At 64.6% G+C, this 16406-nt stretch carries 17 protein-coding genes; 9 read left to right on the top strand and 8 right to left on the bottom strand.

Going from position 1 to position 16406, the window contains the following annotated elements:
* Nucleotides 1-23 precede the first annotated feature (23 nt).
* The gene (gene rpoD, locus ACI48I_RS13675) at nt 24-2687 is read right to left on the bottom strand and encodes an RNA polymerase sigma factor RpoD (protein WP_498574473.1); all 2664 of its coding nucleotides are present in this window, start codon (nt 2685-2687) and stop codon (nt 24-26) included.
* 670 nt (nt 2688-3357) lie between these two features.
* Between rpoD and ACI48I_RS13670 the strand changes: the two genes are divergently transcribed.
* From ACI48I_RS13670 to ACI48I_RS13655, 4 genes are read left to right on the top strand one after another with little or no spacing between them, the layout of a single operon-like run.
* Complete coding sequence (locus tag ACI48I_RS13670) at nt 3358-3873, top strand: ProQ/FINO family protein (protein WP_498574533.1); 516 nt, start codon at nt 3358-3360, stop codon at nt 3871-3873.
* A 22-nt stretch (nt 3874-3895) separates the two neighbouring features.
* Nucleotides 3896-4492 carry a 3'-5' exonuclease gene (locus ACI48I_RS13665; protein ID WP_498574472.1) on the top strand — a complete coding sequence of 199 codons (597 nt, stop codon included), beginning with the start codon at nt 3896-3898 and terminating at the stop codon, nt 4490-4492.
* A gap of 52 nt (nt 4493-4544) precedes the next feature.
* Nucleotides 4545-5252: a c-type cytochrome gene (locus ACI48I_RS13660; RefSeq protein WP_498574471.1), complete on the top strand. Its 708-nt coding sequence runs from the start codon at nt 4545-4547 to the stop codon at nt 5250-5252.
* On the top strand, nt 5249-6514 hold the full coding sequence (locus ACI48I_RS13655) for a c-type cytochrome (protein WP_498574470.1): 1266 nt from the start codon (nt 5249-5251) through the stop codon (nt 6512-6514). Before ACI48I_RS13660 ends, ACI48I_RS13655 begins: the two co-directional genes overlap by 4 nt.
* 1137 nt (nt 6515-7651) lie before the next feature.
* On the opposite strand, the gene ACI48I_RS13650 is transcribed toward ACI48I_RS13655, so the two are convergent.
* The 4 genes from ACI48I_RS13650 to ACI48I_RS13635 all read right to left on the bottom strand — a co-directional run bounded on the left by ACI48I_RS13650 (nt 7652) and on the right by ACI48I_RS13635 (nt 10657).
* The gene (locus tag ACI48I_RS13650) at nt 7652-8272 is read right to left on the bottom strand and encodes a hypothetical protein (protein ID WP_498574469.1); all 621 of its coding nucleotides are present in this window, start codon (nt 8270-8272) and stop codon (nt 7652-7654) included.
* Nucleotides 8273-8369: 97 nt separating this feature from the next.
* Nucleotides 8370-8909 carry a hypothetical protein gene (locus tag ACI48I_RS13645; protein WP_498574468.1) on the bottom strand — a complete coding sequence of 180 codons (540 nt, stop codon included), beginning with the start codon at nt 8907-8909 and terminating at the stop codon, nt 8370-8372.
* Nucleotides 8910-8963: 54 nt separating this feature from the next.
* Complete coding sequence (locus ACI48I_RS13640; RefSeq protein WP_193686405.1) at nt 8964-10085, bottom strand: type IV pilus twitching motility protein PilT; 1122 nt, start codon at nt 10083-10085, stop codon at nt 8964-8966.
* Nucleotides 10086-10183: 98 nt separating this feature from the next.
* Complete coding sequence (locus tag ACI48I_RS13635; RefSeq protein WP_498574467.1) at nt 10184-10657, bottom strand: DMT family transporter; 474 nt, start codon at nt 10655-10657, stop codon at nt 10184-10186.
* 203 nt (nt 10658-10860) lie between these two features.
* On the opposite strand from ACI48I_RS13635, the gene ACI48I_RS13630 reads away from it, so the two are divergent.
* A complete protein-coding gene (locus ACI48I_RS13630) occupies nt 10861-11637 on the top strand; it encodes a head GIN domain-containing protein (protein ID WP_498574466.1) in 777 nt (258 codons plus the stop codon).
* Nucleotides 11638-11658: 21 nt separating this feature from the next.
* Here ACI48I_RS13630 and ACI48I_RS13625 read toward each other — a convergent pair whose 3' ends face one another.
* From ACI48I_RS13625 to purU, 3 genes are read right to left on the bottom strand one after another with little or no spacing between them, the layout of a single operon-like run.
* On the bottom strand, nt 11659-12120 hold the full coding sequence (locus tag ACI48I_RS13625; protein WP_193686408.1) for a copper chaperone PCu(A)C: 462 nt from the start codon (nt 12118-12120) through the stop codon (nt 11659-11661).
* A 25-nt stretch (nt 12121-12145) separates the two neighbouring features.
* On the bottom strand, nt 12146-12688 hold the full coding sequence (locus ACI48I_RS13620) for a YaeQ family protein (RefSeq protein WP_193686409.1): 543 nt from the start codon (nt 12686-12688) through the stop codon (nt 12146-12148).
* A gap of 21 nt (nt 12689-12709) precedes the next feature.
* A complete protein-coding gene (gene purU / locus ACI48I_RS13615) occupies nt 12710-13579 on the bottom strand; it encodes a formyltetrahydrofolate deformylase (protein ID WP_193686410.1) in 870 nt (289 codons plus the stop codon).
* Between the two features lie 143 nt (nt 13580-13722).
* Here purU and ACI48I_RS13610 point away from each other — a divergent pair, with 143 nt between their 5' ends.
* From ACI48I_RS13610 to ACI48I_RS13595, 4 genes are all read left to right on the top strand, one after another.
* Nucleotides 13723-14748, top strand: a complete 1026-nt coding sequence (locus tag ACI48I_RS13610; protein WP_193686411.1) for an NADP-dependent oxidoreductase — start codon at nt 13723-13725, stop codon at nt 14746-14748.
* Nucleotides 14749-14851: 103 nt separating this feature from the next.
* Entirely contained in the window at nt 14852-15265 is a 414-nt protein-coding gene (locus ACI48I_RS13605) for a phasin family protein (protein ID WP_498574465.1), read from the top strand.
* 24 nt (nt 15266-15289) lie between these two features.
* The gene (locus tag ACI48I_RS13600; RefSeq protein WP_498574464.1) at nt 15290-15841 is read left to right on the top strand and encodes a hemerythrin domain-containing protein; all 552 of its coding nucleotides are present in this window, start codon (nt 15290-15292) and stop codon (nt 15839-15841) included.
* Nucleotides 15842-15986: 145 nt separating this feature from the next.
* Nucleotides 15987-16361: a KGG domain-containing protein gene (locus tag ACI48I_RS13595; RefSeq protein ID WP_193689127.1), complete on the top strand. Its 375-nt coding sequence runs from the start codon at nt 15987-15989 to the stop codon at nt 16359-16361.
* The last annotated feature ends 45 nt before the right edge of the window (nt 16362-16406 follow it).

Here is a 16406-nt window from a genome sequence, read left to right as displayed (position 1 = left end):
ATTCTTGTCAAGCAGACTACAACTTATTTGTCGTGCAAGAAGGTCTTCAGCTTGTCCGAACGCGAAGGCTGGCGCAGTTTGCTCATCGCCTTGGCTTCGATCTGGCGGATACGCTCGCGCGTCACGTCGAACTGCTTGCCGACCTCTTCCAGCGTGTGGTCGTTCGACATCTCGACGCCGTAGCGCATGCGCAGCACTTTCGCTTCGCGCGGGGTCAGCGAGTCCAGCACTTCCTTGATCACGTTGCGCATCGAGGCATGCAGCGCGGCGTCCAGCGGGGCCAGGGTCGTGTTGTCCTCGATGAAGTCGCCCAGCTGCGAATCGCCGTCCTCGCCCATCGGGGTTTCCATCGAAATCGGCTCTTTCGCGATCTTCATGATCTCGCGAACCTTGTTCTCCGGCATTTCCATCTTCACGGCCAGGGTCGCGAGGTCCGGCTCGCTGCCGGTTTCCTGCATGATCTGGCGCGAGATGCGGTTCATCTTGTTGATCGTCTCGATCATGTGCACCGGCACGCGGATGGTACGGGCCATGTCCGCGATCGAACGCGTGATCGCCTGGCGAATCCACCAGGTCGCATAGGTCGAGAACTTGTAGCCGCGGCGGTATTCGAATTTATCCACCGCCTTCAGCAGGCCGATATTGCCTTCCTGGATCAGATCCAGGAACTGCAGGCCGCGGTTGATGTATTTCTTCGCAATCGAGATCACCAGGCGCAGGTTGGCCACCGTCATTTCGCGCTTCGCGGTGCGGGCGCGCTTTTCGCCGGCCGCCATCTGCTTGTTGATCTTGCGCAGGTCCGCCAGCGGCAGCGCGACGCGGGCCTGCAGGTCGATCATGCGCTGCTGCAGTTCCTTGATCGCCGGCAGGTTACGGCCCAGCACGGCGCTGTACGGATAGGCGCAGTCGACTTCGCGGTCGCCCCAGGCCAGGTCGGTTTCGTTGCCCGGGAAGACCTTGATGAAGTGGGCGCGCGGCATGCCGCAGCGGTTCACGCAGATGTCCAGCACGGCGCGCTCGATGGCACGCACTTCGTCCATCTGGTGGCGCAGGGTGTCGCACAGCTTCTCGACCACTTTCGCGGTGAAGCGGATGCCCAGCAGCTCGTTCGAGATGATTTCCTGCGCCTTTTCGTAGGCGCTCGATCCGTAACCGGTGGTCTTGAAGGCATGGCCCATGCGGTCGAACTGCTGTTCGATCAGCGCGAACTTTTCCAGCGCGCTCTTGCGCAGCTGCGCCAGCTGCTCGGTCGAATAACCGGCCGCGCCGCCCGCGGCGTCGCCGTCTTCTTCCTCGACTTCTTCCTCTTCCTCTTCTTCGTCATCCGAGGCGGCCGCAGCCACGGCAGGCGCGGCCGGAGCCGGCGTGCCGCTGTCGTTGTGGTCGACGAAACCATCGACCACTTCGTCGATCTTCATCTCGTCCGCGGCGATCTTGTGCGACAGGGCGATGATTTCCGAAATCGTGGTCGGGCAGGCCGAGATCGCCTGGACCATGTCCTTCAGGCCCTGCTCGATGCGCTTGGCGATCTCGATCTCGCCTTCGCGCGTCAGCAGCGACACGGCGCCCATTTCGCGCATGTACATGCGGACCGGGTCGGTGGTGCGGCCGAAGTCGGAATCGACGGTCGACAGCGCGGTCGCGGCGGCGGCCTCGACTTCGTCCTCGCTGGTCGGCGTCACGGCGTTGTCCGACAGCAGCATCATTTCCGCTTCCGGAGCGCGCTCGTAGACGGCGATGCCCATGTCGTTGAAGGTCGCGATGATGCCTTCGATCGCTTCCGGATCGATGATGTTTTCCGGCAGGTGGTCGTTGATCTCCGCATGGGTCAGGTAGCCGCGCTCCTTGCCCATGTTGATCAGGTTGCGCAGCTGGGTGCGGCGCTTTTCGAGTTCCGCTTCCGAGAAGCCGGTCTCGGTGCCCAGCGTCGGCATGCCCTTGGCCTTGCGCTCGCGCGCCTTCGACACCGCCTTCAGTTCGGCGCGCTCGACGGCGTTGAGTGCCGCCACTTCGTCGTTCTCGGGCGTGAATTCGCTCGGCTTGCGGCCGCGGCGGCCCGGCACCTTGACTTGCGGCAGCAGGTAGCCGGTGGTGTCGATCGCGGCCAGGGTGGCGGCGTCGGTGGTCTTGCTGACCGAGCTGCCGGCCGTCTGGATCACGGTCGCGACAGGATCGATGCGGCGCGCGACGCGCGGCTTCGCCAGCTTCGGCGCTTCCTCGACGGCGGCTTCAGGCTCGGCCAGGTCGGCGGCGGGCGCGGCGGCCTGGGCGTTTTCGACGGCCTTCAGGGCGGCCAGCTTCGAGCTGCGCTTGCGCACGATGACCGGCGCAGGCGCAGGGGCTGCAGCAACAGCCGGCTCGGCTTCGAATGCCTCGGCGACGTTTTCCTGGACAGGCGCTTCGACGGCGGCGGTCTCGACGACCGGCGCAGCCGCGGGCACGGCAACGACTTCGACCTCGGCTTCGGCCGTGGCTGCATCCGCTTTGGCGCCGGCCGCGAGCAGTTCGTCGGCCTGGGCTTTCAGCGTCGCCAGGCGCGAACGCGTCTTGACCACCGTAACCTTGGCCGCCGCTTCCGTTTCGAGGAAGTAGGAGGTCGCGGTTTTAGGCACCGCCAGCTGCGCTGCGGCGCTCTTGGCCGGCGCTTTCTTTGCTGTCAGTGTCAGTGTCTTGGCGGTGTTCTTCATAAAGCAACTCTCCTGTCGAGGCGGGTGCGCGCCTGCGAGGTCAAAGATTCACCACGGCCTGTCTGGGCCGGGGGAAAGGGATCGGGAAGGGCCCTAGCTAAGGGCGGACAAGCCGTAAATCAAGCACGCCTCACCTGCGGCGGCATGCGGCAGGGCCGGATGCGTCGTTGGCAGGATGAATCAAGGCAGTGGTCAGGATCGCGGTGTGCATGTCGAAACGAAAAAAAGCCCGTCGGCTGGGGCGGGCTTGCATCTGGCTCTGTCGGGTTGAAGAGACGGGACAGGCAGCATTATGCCTTAAGGCAAGAATTGGTGATAATTGATATATCGGATAAGCGATATAAGCAAACCACATACTGTTGTTTTCTAGTCCACGAACGGGTCTTCGATCCGTCTGCGCCGACGCAAGCCGCGCGCAAGGCAAGAGGCGGATCATACACGATTTCGCGATTCGGGGCGCCACCTTGCACGCCAGCATCCCGGCGACGGGCGGTCACCCTCTCGTGCTAAGCAGAAGTCACACGATTGGCAGCGCACTAGTGCGGGCCAGCATGCTATCCTTCGGATTCCTGTTATTACCATGAAGTCAATGAATACCATTAGTTCTGCCGCCGAGTCCGTCGACGCCACCACCCCTTCCCCAGAGACCCCAGCAACGGAGGCGACGAGCATCCCGGAAACCGTGTCGACTACCGCAACGGATAGCGTGCCGGACAGCGCCGCGGCCGACACGCCGGCGGCTCCGGCAGCAGCGGGCGCACCAGCACAAGGCGACGCGGCCGCTCCGGCCCCGCAGTCCGCACGTGCCCTCCTCAAACAGCTGCAACAGCAATTCCCGGCCTTCCGCGATTGCCTGCCGCTGGCGATCGGCATCGACAAGCAGCTGCTGTCGCGCGTCCCGGGCCTGGACCGCAAAACCATGCGCGCCGCGCTCGGCATCCATACCGGTTCGATGCGCTACCTGCGCTCGATGGAAAAAGCCACCGTGCGCTACGACCTCGACGGCGTGGCCGGCGCGGAAGTGACCGACACCCACCGCCTGCACGCCAAGGAACAGCTGCAACTGCGCTTCAAGAAGGAAGCCGAGCGCAAGAAGCTGGAGAAAGCCGCGGCAGCCGAAGCGGAAGCGGCCCGCCTGCGCCAGGAAAAGCTGCAGCAGCTGGCGTCGAAGTTCTCGCGCGGCTGACGCAGTTGAAGCACAGCTGCCGATGAGCGTCAATCCGGAAGAAGAAGACCTGCCGCCGTACGAAGGCATCACGCTCGACGACATCGTGCTGGTGAAGACCGAGGCCGAGGCGGCGCAAGCCCTTGCGGCCTTGTCGAACGCCGACGTCGTCGGTTTCGACACCGAATCGAAACCGACCTTCACCAGGGGCGAGGAATCGACCGGCCCGCACCTGGTGCAGCTGGCCACCGAGAACAAGGCCTACCTGTTCCAGGTCGGCGCCAAACCGCAGCCTGCCCACGTCGACGTGCTGCGCGCGGTGCTGGAATCGCCCGCGATCCTGAAAGTGGGCTTCGGCCTGGGCGACGACCTGCGCCGCCTGCGCGCCAAGCTCGGCATCGAGACGCAGAACGTGGTCGACCTCTCGACCACCCTGCGCCGCCGCGGCGAACGCAACACGCTCGGCGCCAAGACTGCCGTGGCGCGCTTCTTCGGCCAGCGCCTGGCGAAATCAAAACGCATCACGACCACCAACTGGGCCTTGCCGCGGTTGTCGGAGCAGCAGATCCGCTACGCGGCCGACGATGCACATGTGGCGCTCAAAATCTACCGCCACTGGCGGGCCAATCCCCCGGCATGACCCGGCAAGCGGTCCTGGGTTATCATCCTGATATTGATAACCTGGAAGCCGCATGCCGATCCCTGCACCGCTCCGTTTTTCATCCATCCTGCTGTGCGCCCTGCCCCTCATGGCCGGCGCCCAGAAACCCGTTCCCGATACCCTCGAGCAGCGCGTCGCAGCCTGCATCGCCTGCCATGCGCCGAAGGACACGCAAGGCAGCAGCATCGGCGGCGTCTACTTTCCGCGCATCGCAGGCAAGCCGGCAGGCTACCTGTACAACCAGCTGGTGAACTTCCGCGACGGCCGGCGCCAGTTCCCCCTGATGACCTGGATGGTGACCCACCTGCCCGACCCTTACCTGCACGAGATCGCCGATTATTTCTCGAACCAGCATCCGCCGGTCCCGGCGCCGGCCGCACCGGCGGTGGACGCCAGCGTGCTCGCGCGCGGTGAACAGCTGGTGCGCCGGGGCGACCCCGCATTGAAGGTACCGGCCTGCATCGCCTGCCACGGCGAGCGCCTGGCCGGCGTGGCGCCTGCGATTCCGGGCCTGCTGAACCTGCCGCGCGATTACGTCAATTCCCAGTTCGGCGCCTGGCGCAACAAGGTGCGCCGCGCCCATGCGCCCGACTGCATGGCGACCATTGCCGAGCGCCTGGGACCGGGCGACGTCGCCGCCATCTCGGCCTGGCTGGCCGGCCAGCCGACGCCGCCCGATGCGCGTCCGGCCGAACGCCTGACGCACCCCCTGCCGATCGCCTGCGGGAGCGTGCCATGAAGCGCGTCTGGCTTGGATTGCTCGTCCTGCTGATCGTGGCGGCGGCCTTCGTCGCGGCGGCCTGGCCACGCGAAGAGTTCATCGCCTCGGCCTCCAGTGCCGACCAGGCGTCCTCCGAGGCGAATATCGCGCGCGGTGCCTACCTGGCGCGCGCCGGCGACTGCATGGCCTGCCACACGGCGCGCGGCGGCGTGCCTTATGCCGGCGGCCGCGCGCTCGACACGCCCTTCGGCCGCCTGGTCGCCCCCAACATCACGCCGGAACCGACGACCGGCATCGGCAACTGGACGGCCGACGATTTCTGGCGCGCCCTGCATAACGGAAAGTCGAAGGACGGCCGCCTGCTGTATCCGGCCTTCCCCTACACGAATTACACCAGGGTGACGCGGCCCGACGCCGACGCCCTCTTCGCCTACCTGCGCAGCCTGCCACCGGTGCGCCAGCATAACCAGCCGCACGACCTGGCCTTCCCCTACAACCAGCAGCTGACGCTGGCCGGCTGGCGCCTGCTCTATTTCAGGCCCGGCGTGCAGCAGCCGGACAGCAAACGCGACGCCCGCTGGAACCGCGGCGCCTACCTGGTCGAAGGACTCGGCCACTGCAGCGCCTGCCACAGCACGCGCAACAGCCTTGGGGCGACCGAGGGCGGCCTCGGCGGCGGCCTGATCCCGATGCTTGGCTGGTATGCGCCCTCCCTGACCTCGGACGCCGAAGCGGGCCTCGGCAACTGGAGCGAAGCGCACATCGTGCAGCTGCTGGGAACCGGTGTCGCACCCGGCGCCAGCGTGACCGGGCCGATGGCGGAAGTGGTGGTACAGAGCCTGCAACACCTGACCAACGAGGACCTGGGCGCGATGGCGGCTTACCTGAAGTCCCTGCCTGCGGGAGCGCCTGCCGACCGCACAGCCGCGCCGCGTCCGTCCGAACAAACGATGCGCGCGGGAGAAAAGCTGTATGGGCAACACTGCGCCACCTGCCACGGCGAGCGCGGCGAAGGCAAGGGACCGTATCCGGCCCTGTCGAAGAACCGCGCCCTGGCGCTGGCCGAGCCGGTGAATGCGATCCGCGTCGTCCTCAACGGCGGCTTCGCGCCGGGCACCGCAGGCAATCCGCGCCCCTACGGCATGCCGCCTTTTGGTCACGTGCTGAAGGACGAAGAGGTGGCGAACCTCGTCAGCTTCCTGCGCGCCAGCTGGGGCAATACCGCGCCGCCCGTGTCGAGCGCCGAGGTGAATCGCTATCGCAGCGTGCCGCTCGATTGAGCGATGAGTCGAAAAGACGATCGGCTATGCGCGATCGGTGAATTCGTCGTCGCAGAATACGGAGAGGCGGTTTATTTAACGCAGGAACAGGCAAAACGGCCTTCGTTTGCTTGTTCCAGATCGTCATCAACTGTGTAATGAACCCGGTCCGGAACTAACGCCTGAGGCCGGAAAATGATGACGAGACAACACGTTCAGCCAGCGCGGCCTCCGCACCCATCCATCTCAAAAACGTGCGCGCTGCGCTGGCACCCGCAAAACGGCGGATCGTCTGCGCCCGGTAGACTGTCTTCGTCAACCGATAGTTTTTTCGAACGTAGGAAAGTGTGACGGGAGCCAGGTGTTTTGAAGGAGCATCATTAAGCGTGTCAAGGGCGCACGATAACTCATTCATTCGCATGGTTCATCTTTCAGTCGAACTGCAGTTCGGCGTACCGCTGAGCTGGCGCCCTGCCGCTTACCCCGGAAACGAAGTTGTGCACAGCATAAAGGCACGATGCCTGGTTTCTCTACCGACTTACGTTGCAGCCAGTTCGTTTAAACAGGCAACTTATCTTTGGCGACTCATGCTAGTGCAAATTCCATTTTTCCGGCGCTCGATTGCGTGGCGCCAATCGATGGATGCGGGCAGATAAACCCCATCAATCCCAGAAGGAAGGAATGTAAAATTTTTGCTCGCGTTCACGAACTTGCGAGCGAAAAACAATAGTAGAGGACGCCGTATGCGACCGCGGCGCAGGTGAGGATCATCGCTAGACCAACCAGAGGAAAGGTATCCTTGGAAGGTCGCCTTCCTACCGATTGAAGTGAACGACTATTTTCATTTTGATTTTCCACGATCATCTCCTTAGGGGCGCTAATGCTGTCACTGCAGGCGGATGTGCAAGTTTCATACCGGCGCCACGCTGGAGAAAAATAGCGAAAATTTTCAAGGCTTTAGATGCGAGCGAAATCTGCTCTTGTAATGCGTTTGTAAGTAATTCCGACGAGTCTTGCGTTGGCCCGCCGGCAACTGGCTTCGCTGCAGATCCACGGCACCTCGTCAGGCCAGATGCAGTATCCGCACCCGCCCGTCTGCTCCGCATGTGCCGATCTTTATCCGAAACGCCAGCTTACTAACCTCAGGAACTGGTTTTTCTACTGCGCTTGCAGGACGTTTGTGACCGCGCCGAAATCCAGCGCAGGATGTTTGATTCTGGCGATGGCGACATCGCGCACCTGCTCATCAGTGATGTCTGCAACGAGAGCCAACGCCGCCAAGGGTGCGGTCGTGACCTCGCCTTTCGTGCTTGCCCTGCTGGGCTCGGCGATCTTCATGTACACACGGTAGCTGCCGACATAGGAGGTTTGACCGGTACGGATGGAAAATTTGATTGGAGCGGGCAATGTACTCGACACCCTGAACGTATCCGCGTTCATCCAATAATGAACCTCGTCAATCTCATATTCGCCAGGAGGAAGCCTTCGGGCGATGACCGTCCCGGCGCCATCCTTGAAGGGGACGTCCAGCCCCCGGCCCTTTACAGAACTGGATGGATATTTCAATTCGAATAAATCCTGGGTTCCAGTCCGTTTGCCAGAAAGAACAGGCACCTGTGCCGGGATCGACGCATCAGGCACGCCCAGGGACAGCACGAGAGTGCCGGACTCGGCGCCCTTGAAATCGCTCAGCCGGTCGAGCGGCGTCGCGCATCCGGCCATGCCAAGGAGGCACAATGCAGTGATAGCTCCCCTGACCGGTCGCAAATTTTTCCTCATACGCCCCGTTGAAATTCCACCAATCGGGAAAATCCACCGCTGCCGATCATAAGCAAGGCAATGACCGGCACTCGCAACACTGAACAGCCGGCAGCCTTCAGCGCTTTTCCTTGTTGATCTGCTGCAGCAACTTGAAGGCCTCGCGCTCGACCGCCGGTTCCGCCGCCGCCAGTTCCTTGCTCGCCTGGACGTAGGCGGCGCGCTTGCGCTCTTTCTTTTCTTCCGGCGGGACAGAGGTGCTCATGCCCGGCATGCTCAGCTGCACGCCGCTGTTGTACTTCTTGTGGATGACCTGCTTGCCGTACGGGGTGTTGTAGAAACGGGTCATCTCGGTGGCCGTGTCGGCGGAAATGACAGGGGCCAGCGCCGGGGCCAGGCGCTGGGCCACCTCGGCCGGCGGCGTCCTGTCGATCTTCGCGAACACGGCCTTGCGCTGGGCATCGTTCGCATAGCGGCTACGGCCTGCCACCCCGCGCAAGACATTTTCGACCTGCATCGCACCCAGCAGGTCCTGCACGGCCTTGACATGCGCAGGAGCGGCTGCCGTGGCCTGGCTTGCAGGCGCCGTGGTGGCGGCAAAGGCGGGAGCGGCGAAGACCAGCGACAGGCAGAATGCAGCGTGAACGACAAACTTCATGGGGTTTCCTCTCAAAATGTGGGTTGGCGCGTGTTGCGTCATCCACATCCTACCCTAGACCAGGTCGGCAAACCCCACGCGATCCGTGGTCGCCGCGCGCGCATCCTCGACGCCGATCTTGTGGCTCGACAGCAGGCGCTCGAGCGAGCTGTTCATCGTGTGGCAGCCGGGATCGCGCCCGCTGTTCATGTGCTCGCGCAGGGCGCCGAGATCGCCCTCCTCGATCAGGCGCGCCACCGTGGCGCTCGGGGTCAGGCATTCGGTCGCCAGGTGGTAGCGGTTGCCCTCGACGGACGGCAGCAGTGCCTGGCACAGTACGCCGCGCAGGGCGTGCGCCAGCGCCTGGGCCTGGGCGTCCGAATTGCCGAGCAGGCGCAGCATCTTCTGCAGGCCCATCTCGGTCGAGCGCGCGTGCAGGGTTGCCAGCACCAGCGGGCCGGATTCCGCCAGGGCCAGCGCTTCCTGCGCCGTCTGGGCGTCGCGGATCTCGCCGATCATGATCACGTCCGGGCGCTCGCGCAGGGCGTCGAGCGCGCCCAGGTAGTAGCTTTCGACGTCGCCGTCGATGCCGACTTCGCGCTGGGTGATGATCGATTTACGTTGCGGAATCAGGGTTTCGACCGGGTCCTCGATGGTGATGATGTGGCCCGAGCGGCGCTTGTTGATTTCGTCGAGCATCGACGCGATCGTGGTCGACTTGCCCTGGCAGGTGTCGCCGATGATCAACACCAGGCCGCTGGTGGCGCGCGCGAATTCCTGAGCATCGGCGTCGAGACCGAGTTCGCTGAGGGGCATCGGTTCCTTCGGGAAGCGGCGGATCACGCAGCCCAGGCGCTTCTTGCCCTGGAAAGTAAAACAGTTGGCGCGGATGCGCGCCGTGTGCAGGTCGATCGAGCGGTCGAAGGCGCGGTCGGCGATGCGCTCGGCCCAGTTCGGCTCGATGACTTCAAAAAATTCCTCCAGCTCCTCGCGCGTGATCGGCGAATCCGTGACCGCCACCAGGCCTTTCGGCTGGCGCAGCATCAGCGGGCTGTTCTGGTGGATGATGATGTCGGAAAACACCAGGCGCGAGTTCAGCAGGTGCAGGATCTGCTCGACCAGGGTGCCGAAGACCGGGTGGTCTTCGTTTTCGACATACGACAGCGTAGGGATTTGCGAGGACTGGTGGAATTCCATCTGGCGTGGTTTCTCTGATATTGGAAGTGTCGTTCAGACAATGCCGATCATTATAGAACCATGCTCGTCAGAAATTGCAGCTGCAATCGAGAAATTATTTACCGTCCCAACGCAGCAACAATCCGGTCGCCGAACAAGGTCAGCGCGACGCCTGCCACCACCACCAGGGCACCGGCCATGCGGATCGCCGAAACCTTGCGGACCGCCATCTGCACCAGGCCGAAATTATCGATCGCCATCGACATGATCAACTGGCCGGCGATCACCAGCACCACCAGGTTCAGCAGGCCGATGCGCGGCGCCAGGAACACGGTGCCGAAGACGAAGGCGGCGCCCAGCATGCCGCCCGTCAGCTTCCACAGCGGCTGCTGGCCGATCAGCGCGAGCGACTCGCCCACCCCGCCCCGGGCAAAGGCGGCGATGCCGAGCACCACGGTGCCGACGGAAAACGAGATCAGGGCCGCCACCACCGAGTTGGCGTGCAGCGCCCCGGCCAGCTGGCTGTTGACGGCCGCCTGGACCGAAATGAAGATGCCGACGCAAAGGGCCAGGACAAACAGGGCCGCATTCATAATTACTTCCTTACCGGTGAAGCCGGAAACAAAAAGGGCAAGATTGTAGTGGAAGTGGGCCGGACGCGCACTGTACTGGTGCATCGTGCCGGCCCCGCCGCGCTGCAGTCTGGTCGCGTTCCTGCGCAGTCTGTCGCAATCCCGGCCCGTCCGGCCCGGGATTTGGTTACCTTCTCACCATCGACAACCGTGAGGACAACATCATGAACAAGGCTTTCTCCACCTTCGCCCGCCGCACCCTGCTTGCCGCCTGCATCGCCGCCGGCGTCGCCGCCAGCGCGCAAGTCGTCGCGGCGCCCGGGTTCTGGGGCGGCGAGCAGGTGCAGGGCAGCGGGCGCATCGTCAAGCAGGTGCGCCAGGTCGGCAATTTCAGCGGCCTCTCGCTCGGCCTGCCCGGCCATCTGGAACTGCGCATCGGGAACACCGAGGGGGTCACGATCGAGGCCGACGACAACCTGCTGCCGCTGGTCGAGACCGTGGTCGAAAACGGCACCCTGAAAATCCGCTCCACCCGCCGCAACCTGAACCTGGAATCGAAGTCGATCCGCATCGTCGTCCAGGCGCGTTCGATCGAGCGGCTGTCGCTGGGCGGCTCGGGCAGCATCGACGCCGACGCGCTGCGCGGACGCAAGCTCGACATCGACCTGGGCGGCTCGGGCTCGATCAACCTGAAAGGGGTCGACAGCGAGACGCTGGCGGTGTCGCTCGGCGGCAGCGGCGACCTGAAGGCGGGGGCGGGAACGGCCGGCAAGCTGACGGTATCGATCGGCGGCTCGGGCGACGTCGACCTGGGACGGGTCCAGGCCCGGAGCGCCAGCGTGACGATCGCCGGCTCGGGCGAAGCGACGGTCTGGCCGCGCAACGAGTTGAGCGCGACGATCGCCGGTTCGGGCGATGTGAATTACTACGGCGACCCGCAGATCAGCAAGACGAGCGTGGGTTCGGGCGGCGTGCGCCGCCTCGGCGCCGCGCCGCAATAAATCGCGTTCGCAGGGCGGGCGTCAATGGTGGTGCATTGCCCCCGCCTGCGGCGCCACATAGCTCAGCGGCTTGACCTGCGCCTCGACCGTCACGCTGCTCTTCCTGTTCGCCGCATCCTGTACCACCAGCGTCACCGGCACGGTCTCGCCTTCCTTCAGCTGGCGCTTCAGGTCGAAGAACATCACGTGATAGCCGCCCGAGGCCAGGTTCACCGGCTTCCCGGCCGGCAGCTCGAGGGCGTCGACCTGGCGCATCCGCATCGTGTTGTTTTCCATCGCCATCTCATGGATCTCGGCGCGCCCGGCGACCGGAGTGCTGACGCCGACCAGGCGCGCGGCACTTGCCGACTGCACGCGCATGAAGGCGCCGGACGCCTTCTGGTTCGGCACGGTCGCGCGCACCCACGGGTCGAGGACGGTGACTTGCGCCAGCGCGCCGGTGGAAAACAGGCCGGCGGCCAGCAGGGAAAGAAGTCGGGTCATGGCGGATTCCATCGATAAAAGGAGTTCAGGCAGCGGCCTTGAAGGTCTCGCGCTCGACCAGCACGGTGTCGACGCTGTCGGTCAGCCACAGCTGCCCGTCCTGGATCGTGCACTGCAGCTGCATGGCGCGCTTGGCCAGCTTTTCCAGCGCGGCGCTGGTCTCGCTCGGGATGTTGATGACGGTGAGGTTGCGTGCGCGCTCGAGCTTGTTGGCGATGCCCTTCCACCAGATATGGCTGGTCGCGCTGTAGCAGTACACATACACGTGCTCCGCGCGGCCGCAGGCTTTCAGCAGGCGCTTCTCGTCGGGCTGGCCGACTTCGATCCAGGTGTCGATCGCGCCCGTTAAATCCTTCTGCCACAGGTCCGGCTCGTCGGTATCGAACAGGCCTTTCGTGAACGAGAGGGCCTCGTTGGCGTGCAGGGCAAAGGCGAGCACGCGGATCATGACGCGCTCGTCGGTTTCGGACGGGTGGCGGGCGATGGTGAGTCCATGCTCCGCGTAGTAGTTGCGGTCCATGTCCGCAATCTGGAGGTCGGCCTTGTAGATGGTCGCTTTGAGTGCCATGAATACTTCTTGAGCCTATGGTTATTTGAAGACCACTGTCCGGTGGCCGTTTTGCAAAATGCGGTGTTCCACGAACCACTTCACCGCGCGCGCCAGCACCACGCATTCGACGTCGCGACCGATCGCGGTCAGCTCGTCGATCGTCATCGCATGGTCGACCCGCTCGACGTCCTGCTCGATGATCGGGCCTTCGTCGAGCTCGCCCGTGACGAAGTGGGCGGTCGCGCCGATCAGCTTCACGCCGCGCGTGTGGGCCTGCGCATACGGCCGCGCGCCCTTGAAACTCGGCAGGAAAGAGTGGTGAATATTGATCGCCCTGCCCTTCAAGGCTTCGCACAGTCCCGGCGACAGGATCTGCATGTAGCGCGCCAGTACCACCAGGTCGATCCTGTGCATGTCGAGCAGCTCGATGATGCGCGCTTCCTGCGCCAGCTTCGCTTCCTCGCTCGCACCGGCCGCCAGGGGCAAGTGGTGAAACGGGATATTGTAACTTGCCGCGAGCTGGTAGAACTCCATATGGTTCGAGACGATCGCCGGAATCTCGACCGGCAGCAGGCCGCTCTTGTAGCGGAACAGCAGGTCGTTCAGGCAGTGGCCGATCTTCGAGACCATGATCAGCACGCGCGGCTTGGCGTGGGCGTCGTGCAGCTGGCCGCGCATCGCGTTCGCTTCGCACAGGGCGGCGAAGGCGGTGCGCAGGTCGGCATCGGGCACGCTCGGGTCTTCCAGCGCGAAGTGCACGCGCATGAAGAACAGTTGCGATTCCGGATCGCCGAACTGGGCCGAATCGATGATGTTGCAGCCGTGTTCGGCCAGGAAACCGGCCACGCGCAGCACGATACCGCGCTGGTCATGGCAGGACAGGGTCAGGATGTATTCCGGGTGCGTCATGGTGGGAAGGAGGTCATGGTAGAGGTCTCCGCCATTGTCGCATGCCTTGCAAAAACAGCCAGGCGGCGCCATCGATTTTAAAAACGCACGACCGTTTGTTTTTCGGTATAGTTGGCAGCTCCAACAACACGAGGGAGACACCCATGACACAAGCGACGAACGACCAATTCCTGCTGGCGGCCCGCCCCGTCGGCCTGCCGAAGGACAGCGACTGGCAGCGCGCGACGCCGCCCCTGGGCGAACTTGCCGACGGCGAAGTGCGCGTCAAGATCCTCTACATCTCGCTCGACCCGGCCATGCGCGGCTGGATGAACGATGCGCGCTCCTACGTGCGCCCGGTCGCCATCGGTGAGGTCATGCGTGCCGGCGGCGTCGGCGTGGTGGAGGAATCGAAGTCACCGAAGTTCAAGGCGGGCGACCATGTGATGGGCGTGATGGGCGTGCAGCGCTACTGGACCGGCCCGGCCGAGGACAAGGGCGCGATGCTGGCCAGGGTCGATCCGAACCTGGCGCCGCTGCCGACCTGGCTCAACGTGCTCGGCATGCCCGGCATGACCGCCTACTTCGGCCTGCTGGAAGTCGGCCAGCCGAAGGCGGGCGAAACCGTGGTGGTGTCGGGCGCGGCCGGCGCGGTCGGGATGACGGTGGGGCAAGTCGCGAAACACCTGGGCTGCCGCGTGGTCGGCATCGCGGGCGGCGAAGACAAGTGCCGCTTCGTGGTCGAGGAACTCGGTTTCGACGCCTGCATCGACTACAAGGCCGGTCCCGTGCAGGCCGGCCTGAAGCAGCATTGCCCGCAGGGCGTGGACGTGTATTTCGACAACGTGGGCGGCGACATCCTCGACGCCGTGCTCACCCGCATCAACATGAAAGCGCGCATCGTCATCTGCGGCGCGATCTCGCAGTACAACGCCACCGAAGCGGTGAAAGGCCCGGCCAACTACCTCGCGCTGCTGGTCAACCGCGCGCGCATGGAAGGCATGCTTGTAACGGACTACGCCGCCCGCTATCCTGAAGGCGTGGCGGCGCTGGCGCGCTGGATGAAGGAAGGCAGCTTCAAGAGCCGCGAGCACATTGTCGAGGGTTTCGAGACCTTCCCTTCCACGCTGCTGATGTTGTTCCGCGGCGAGAACCTCGGCAAGCTGGTGCTGAAGGTCGCCGACGCCTGAGGATTTGTCAGGTTCGCTTGCGCCAGTCGCTGGCGCAAGCGCTTTTCCTGAACTTGCACGAGTCTGGAGCGTCTACTGATACTTTACATACGCCGAGGATCTCATGCCCGCTTTTTCCCCTTCCCTACCCGACCTGCGCTCGCAACTCGGCGCCCAGGTCGATTTCCTGAGCCAGGTATCGCATCATGCGATCGACACCGCCCGCCAGCTCAGCGAACTGAACGTGCGCGCGGCGCGCCAGCTGGTCGACGACGGCGTCAGGCTCGGCCGTGCGCTGGCAAGCTGCGACGATCCCTTCCAGATCGGCACCGTGGCAATGCGCGAAGCCTCTTCCACGGCCGAGGATTGGCAGAGCTGGCAGAATTCGCTGATGGGCGTGCTCAGCGCCGGCACCGCCACCTTCGCCCACGACGCCAACGACGGCAGCTGGCAGGCCGCCCGCAGTGTAACTGCCGGCGCCGCGGCCGATGCGCGCCCCGCTGCCGAGGACGTCGGCGCGGCCCACAACCCCACCTGACCCATACACCATCGAGGAGGAGCCATGGCAGCCACCGGCAAGGACCAGGATGGGGCGGCGGACGCGCTTGCGCTGCTGCGCGCCGAGCATGAGCAGGTGCGCAGGATGTTCGCCCAGTGCGCGAACCTGCGCGGCCTGGAAGACGCGGAAGAAACGATCGCCGAACTGGTCGACGACCTCTGCGACGCGCTCATCATCCACACGATACTCGAGGAAGAACTGTTCTATCCGGCGCTGCGCGCGGCGCTCGGAGACGACGAGCTGATCGATGACGCCGAGCTCGAGCACGCGGGGGCGCGCGAACTGATCAGCCAGCTCGAAGCCATGTACCCGGGGGACGAGCATTTCGATGCGACGCTCGCCGTGCTGGCCGAGGAGTTCGCGCACCACGTCGCGCAGGAAGAGACGGAGATGTTCGAGGGGGCGCGCGCGGCCGGCCTCGACCTGGTCGAACTCGGGCACCGGCTGGCGCTGCGGCGCGCCCAGCTCGACGACGACATGGCGGCGCCCCCGACGAGCTTCGACGGCGCCGAACCACACGACGGCAGGCGTACGCCGCCGCGGGCACCGGACTGAACGGACGCTGCGCCGCCCTTTGAAAGCGCGGCGCAAGCGAAGTCCTCAAGAGGGAAGGAACTAACCCGGAAGCGGTCTCTCTAACCGGACGAGTGTGGCAATGCTGCGCTTACCCTTCACACTGCAGGGCAACCAGGAGAACGACATGGCGACAAGCAAGGAGAGCGGCAAGGGCGCGGGCAGCTCCGGCGGCAGCGCGCAAAAGAGCGGTGGCGGCAGCGGCAGCGGCCCTGCCAAACGCGGTTTCGCGGCGATGGACCAGAACCAGCAGCGCGAGATCGCCAGCAAGGGCGGCCAGGCCGCCCACCAGAAAGGCACGGCGCACGAATTCGATTCCGAAGAAGCGCGCCGCGCGGGGCAGAAAGGCGGGGAGGCGGTCAGCCGCAACCGTGCGCACATGGCCGATATCGGCCGCAAGGGAGGCGAGAGCCGGCAGTCGGCCAGCCGGGCGGCCGCCAGCGGTGGCGGCACCGGCACCGCCGGCAAGAGCGGCAATCGCCAGGGCGGCAAGGACGAATAGCCTTCCTGGCCGGCAGGGCGTGACGGGGCGGACTTTCCGTCCCGT

This window comes from Massilia sp. LXY-5 (genome assembly GCF_059801075.1).
The sequence above is the reverse complement of the archived record's forward strand: the minus strand, read 5'-3'. Positions and strand labels throughout refer to the sequence as shown.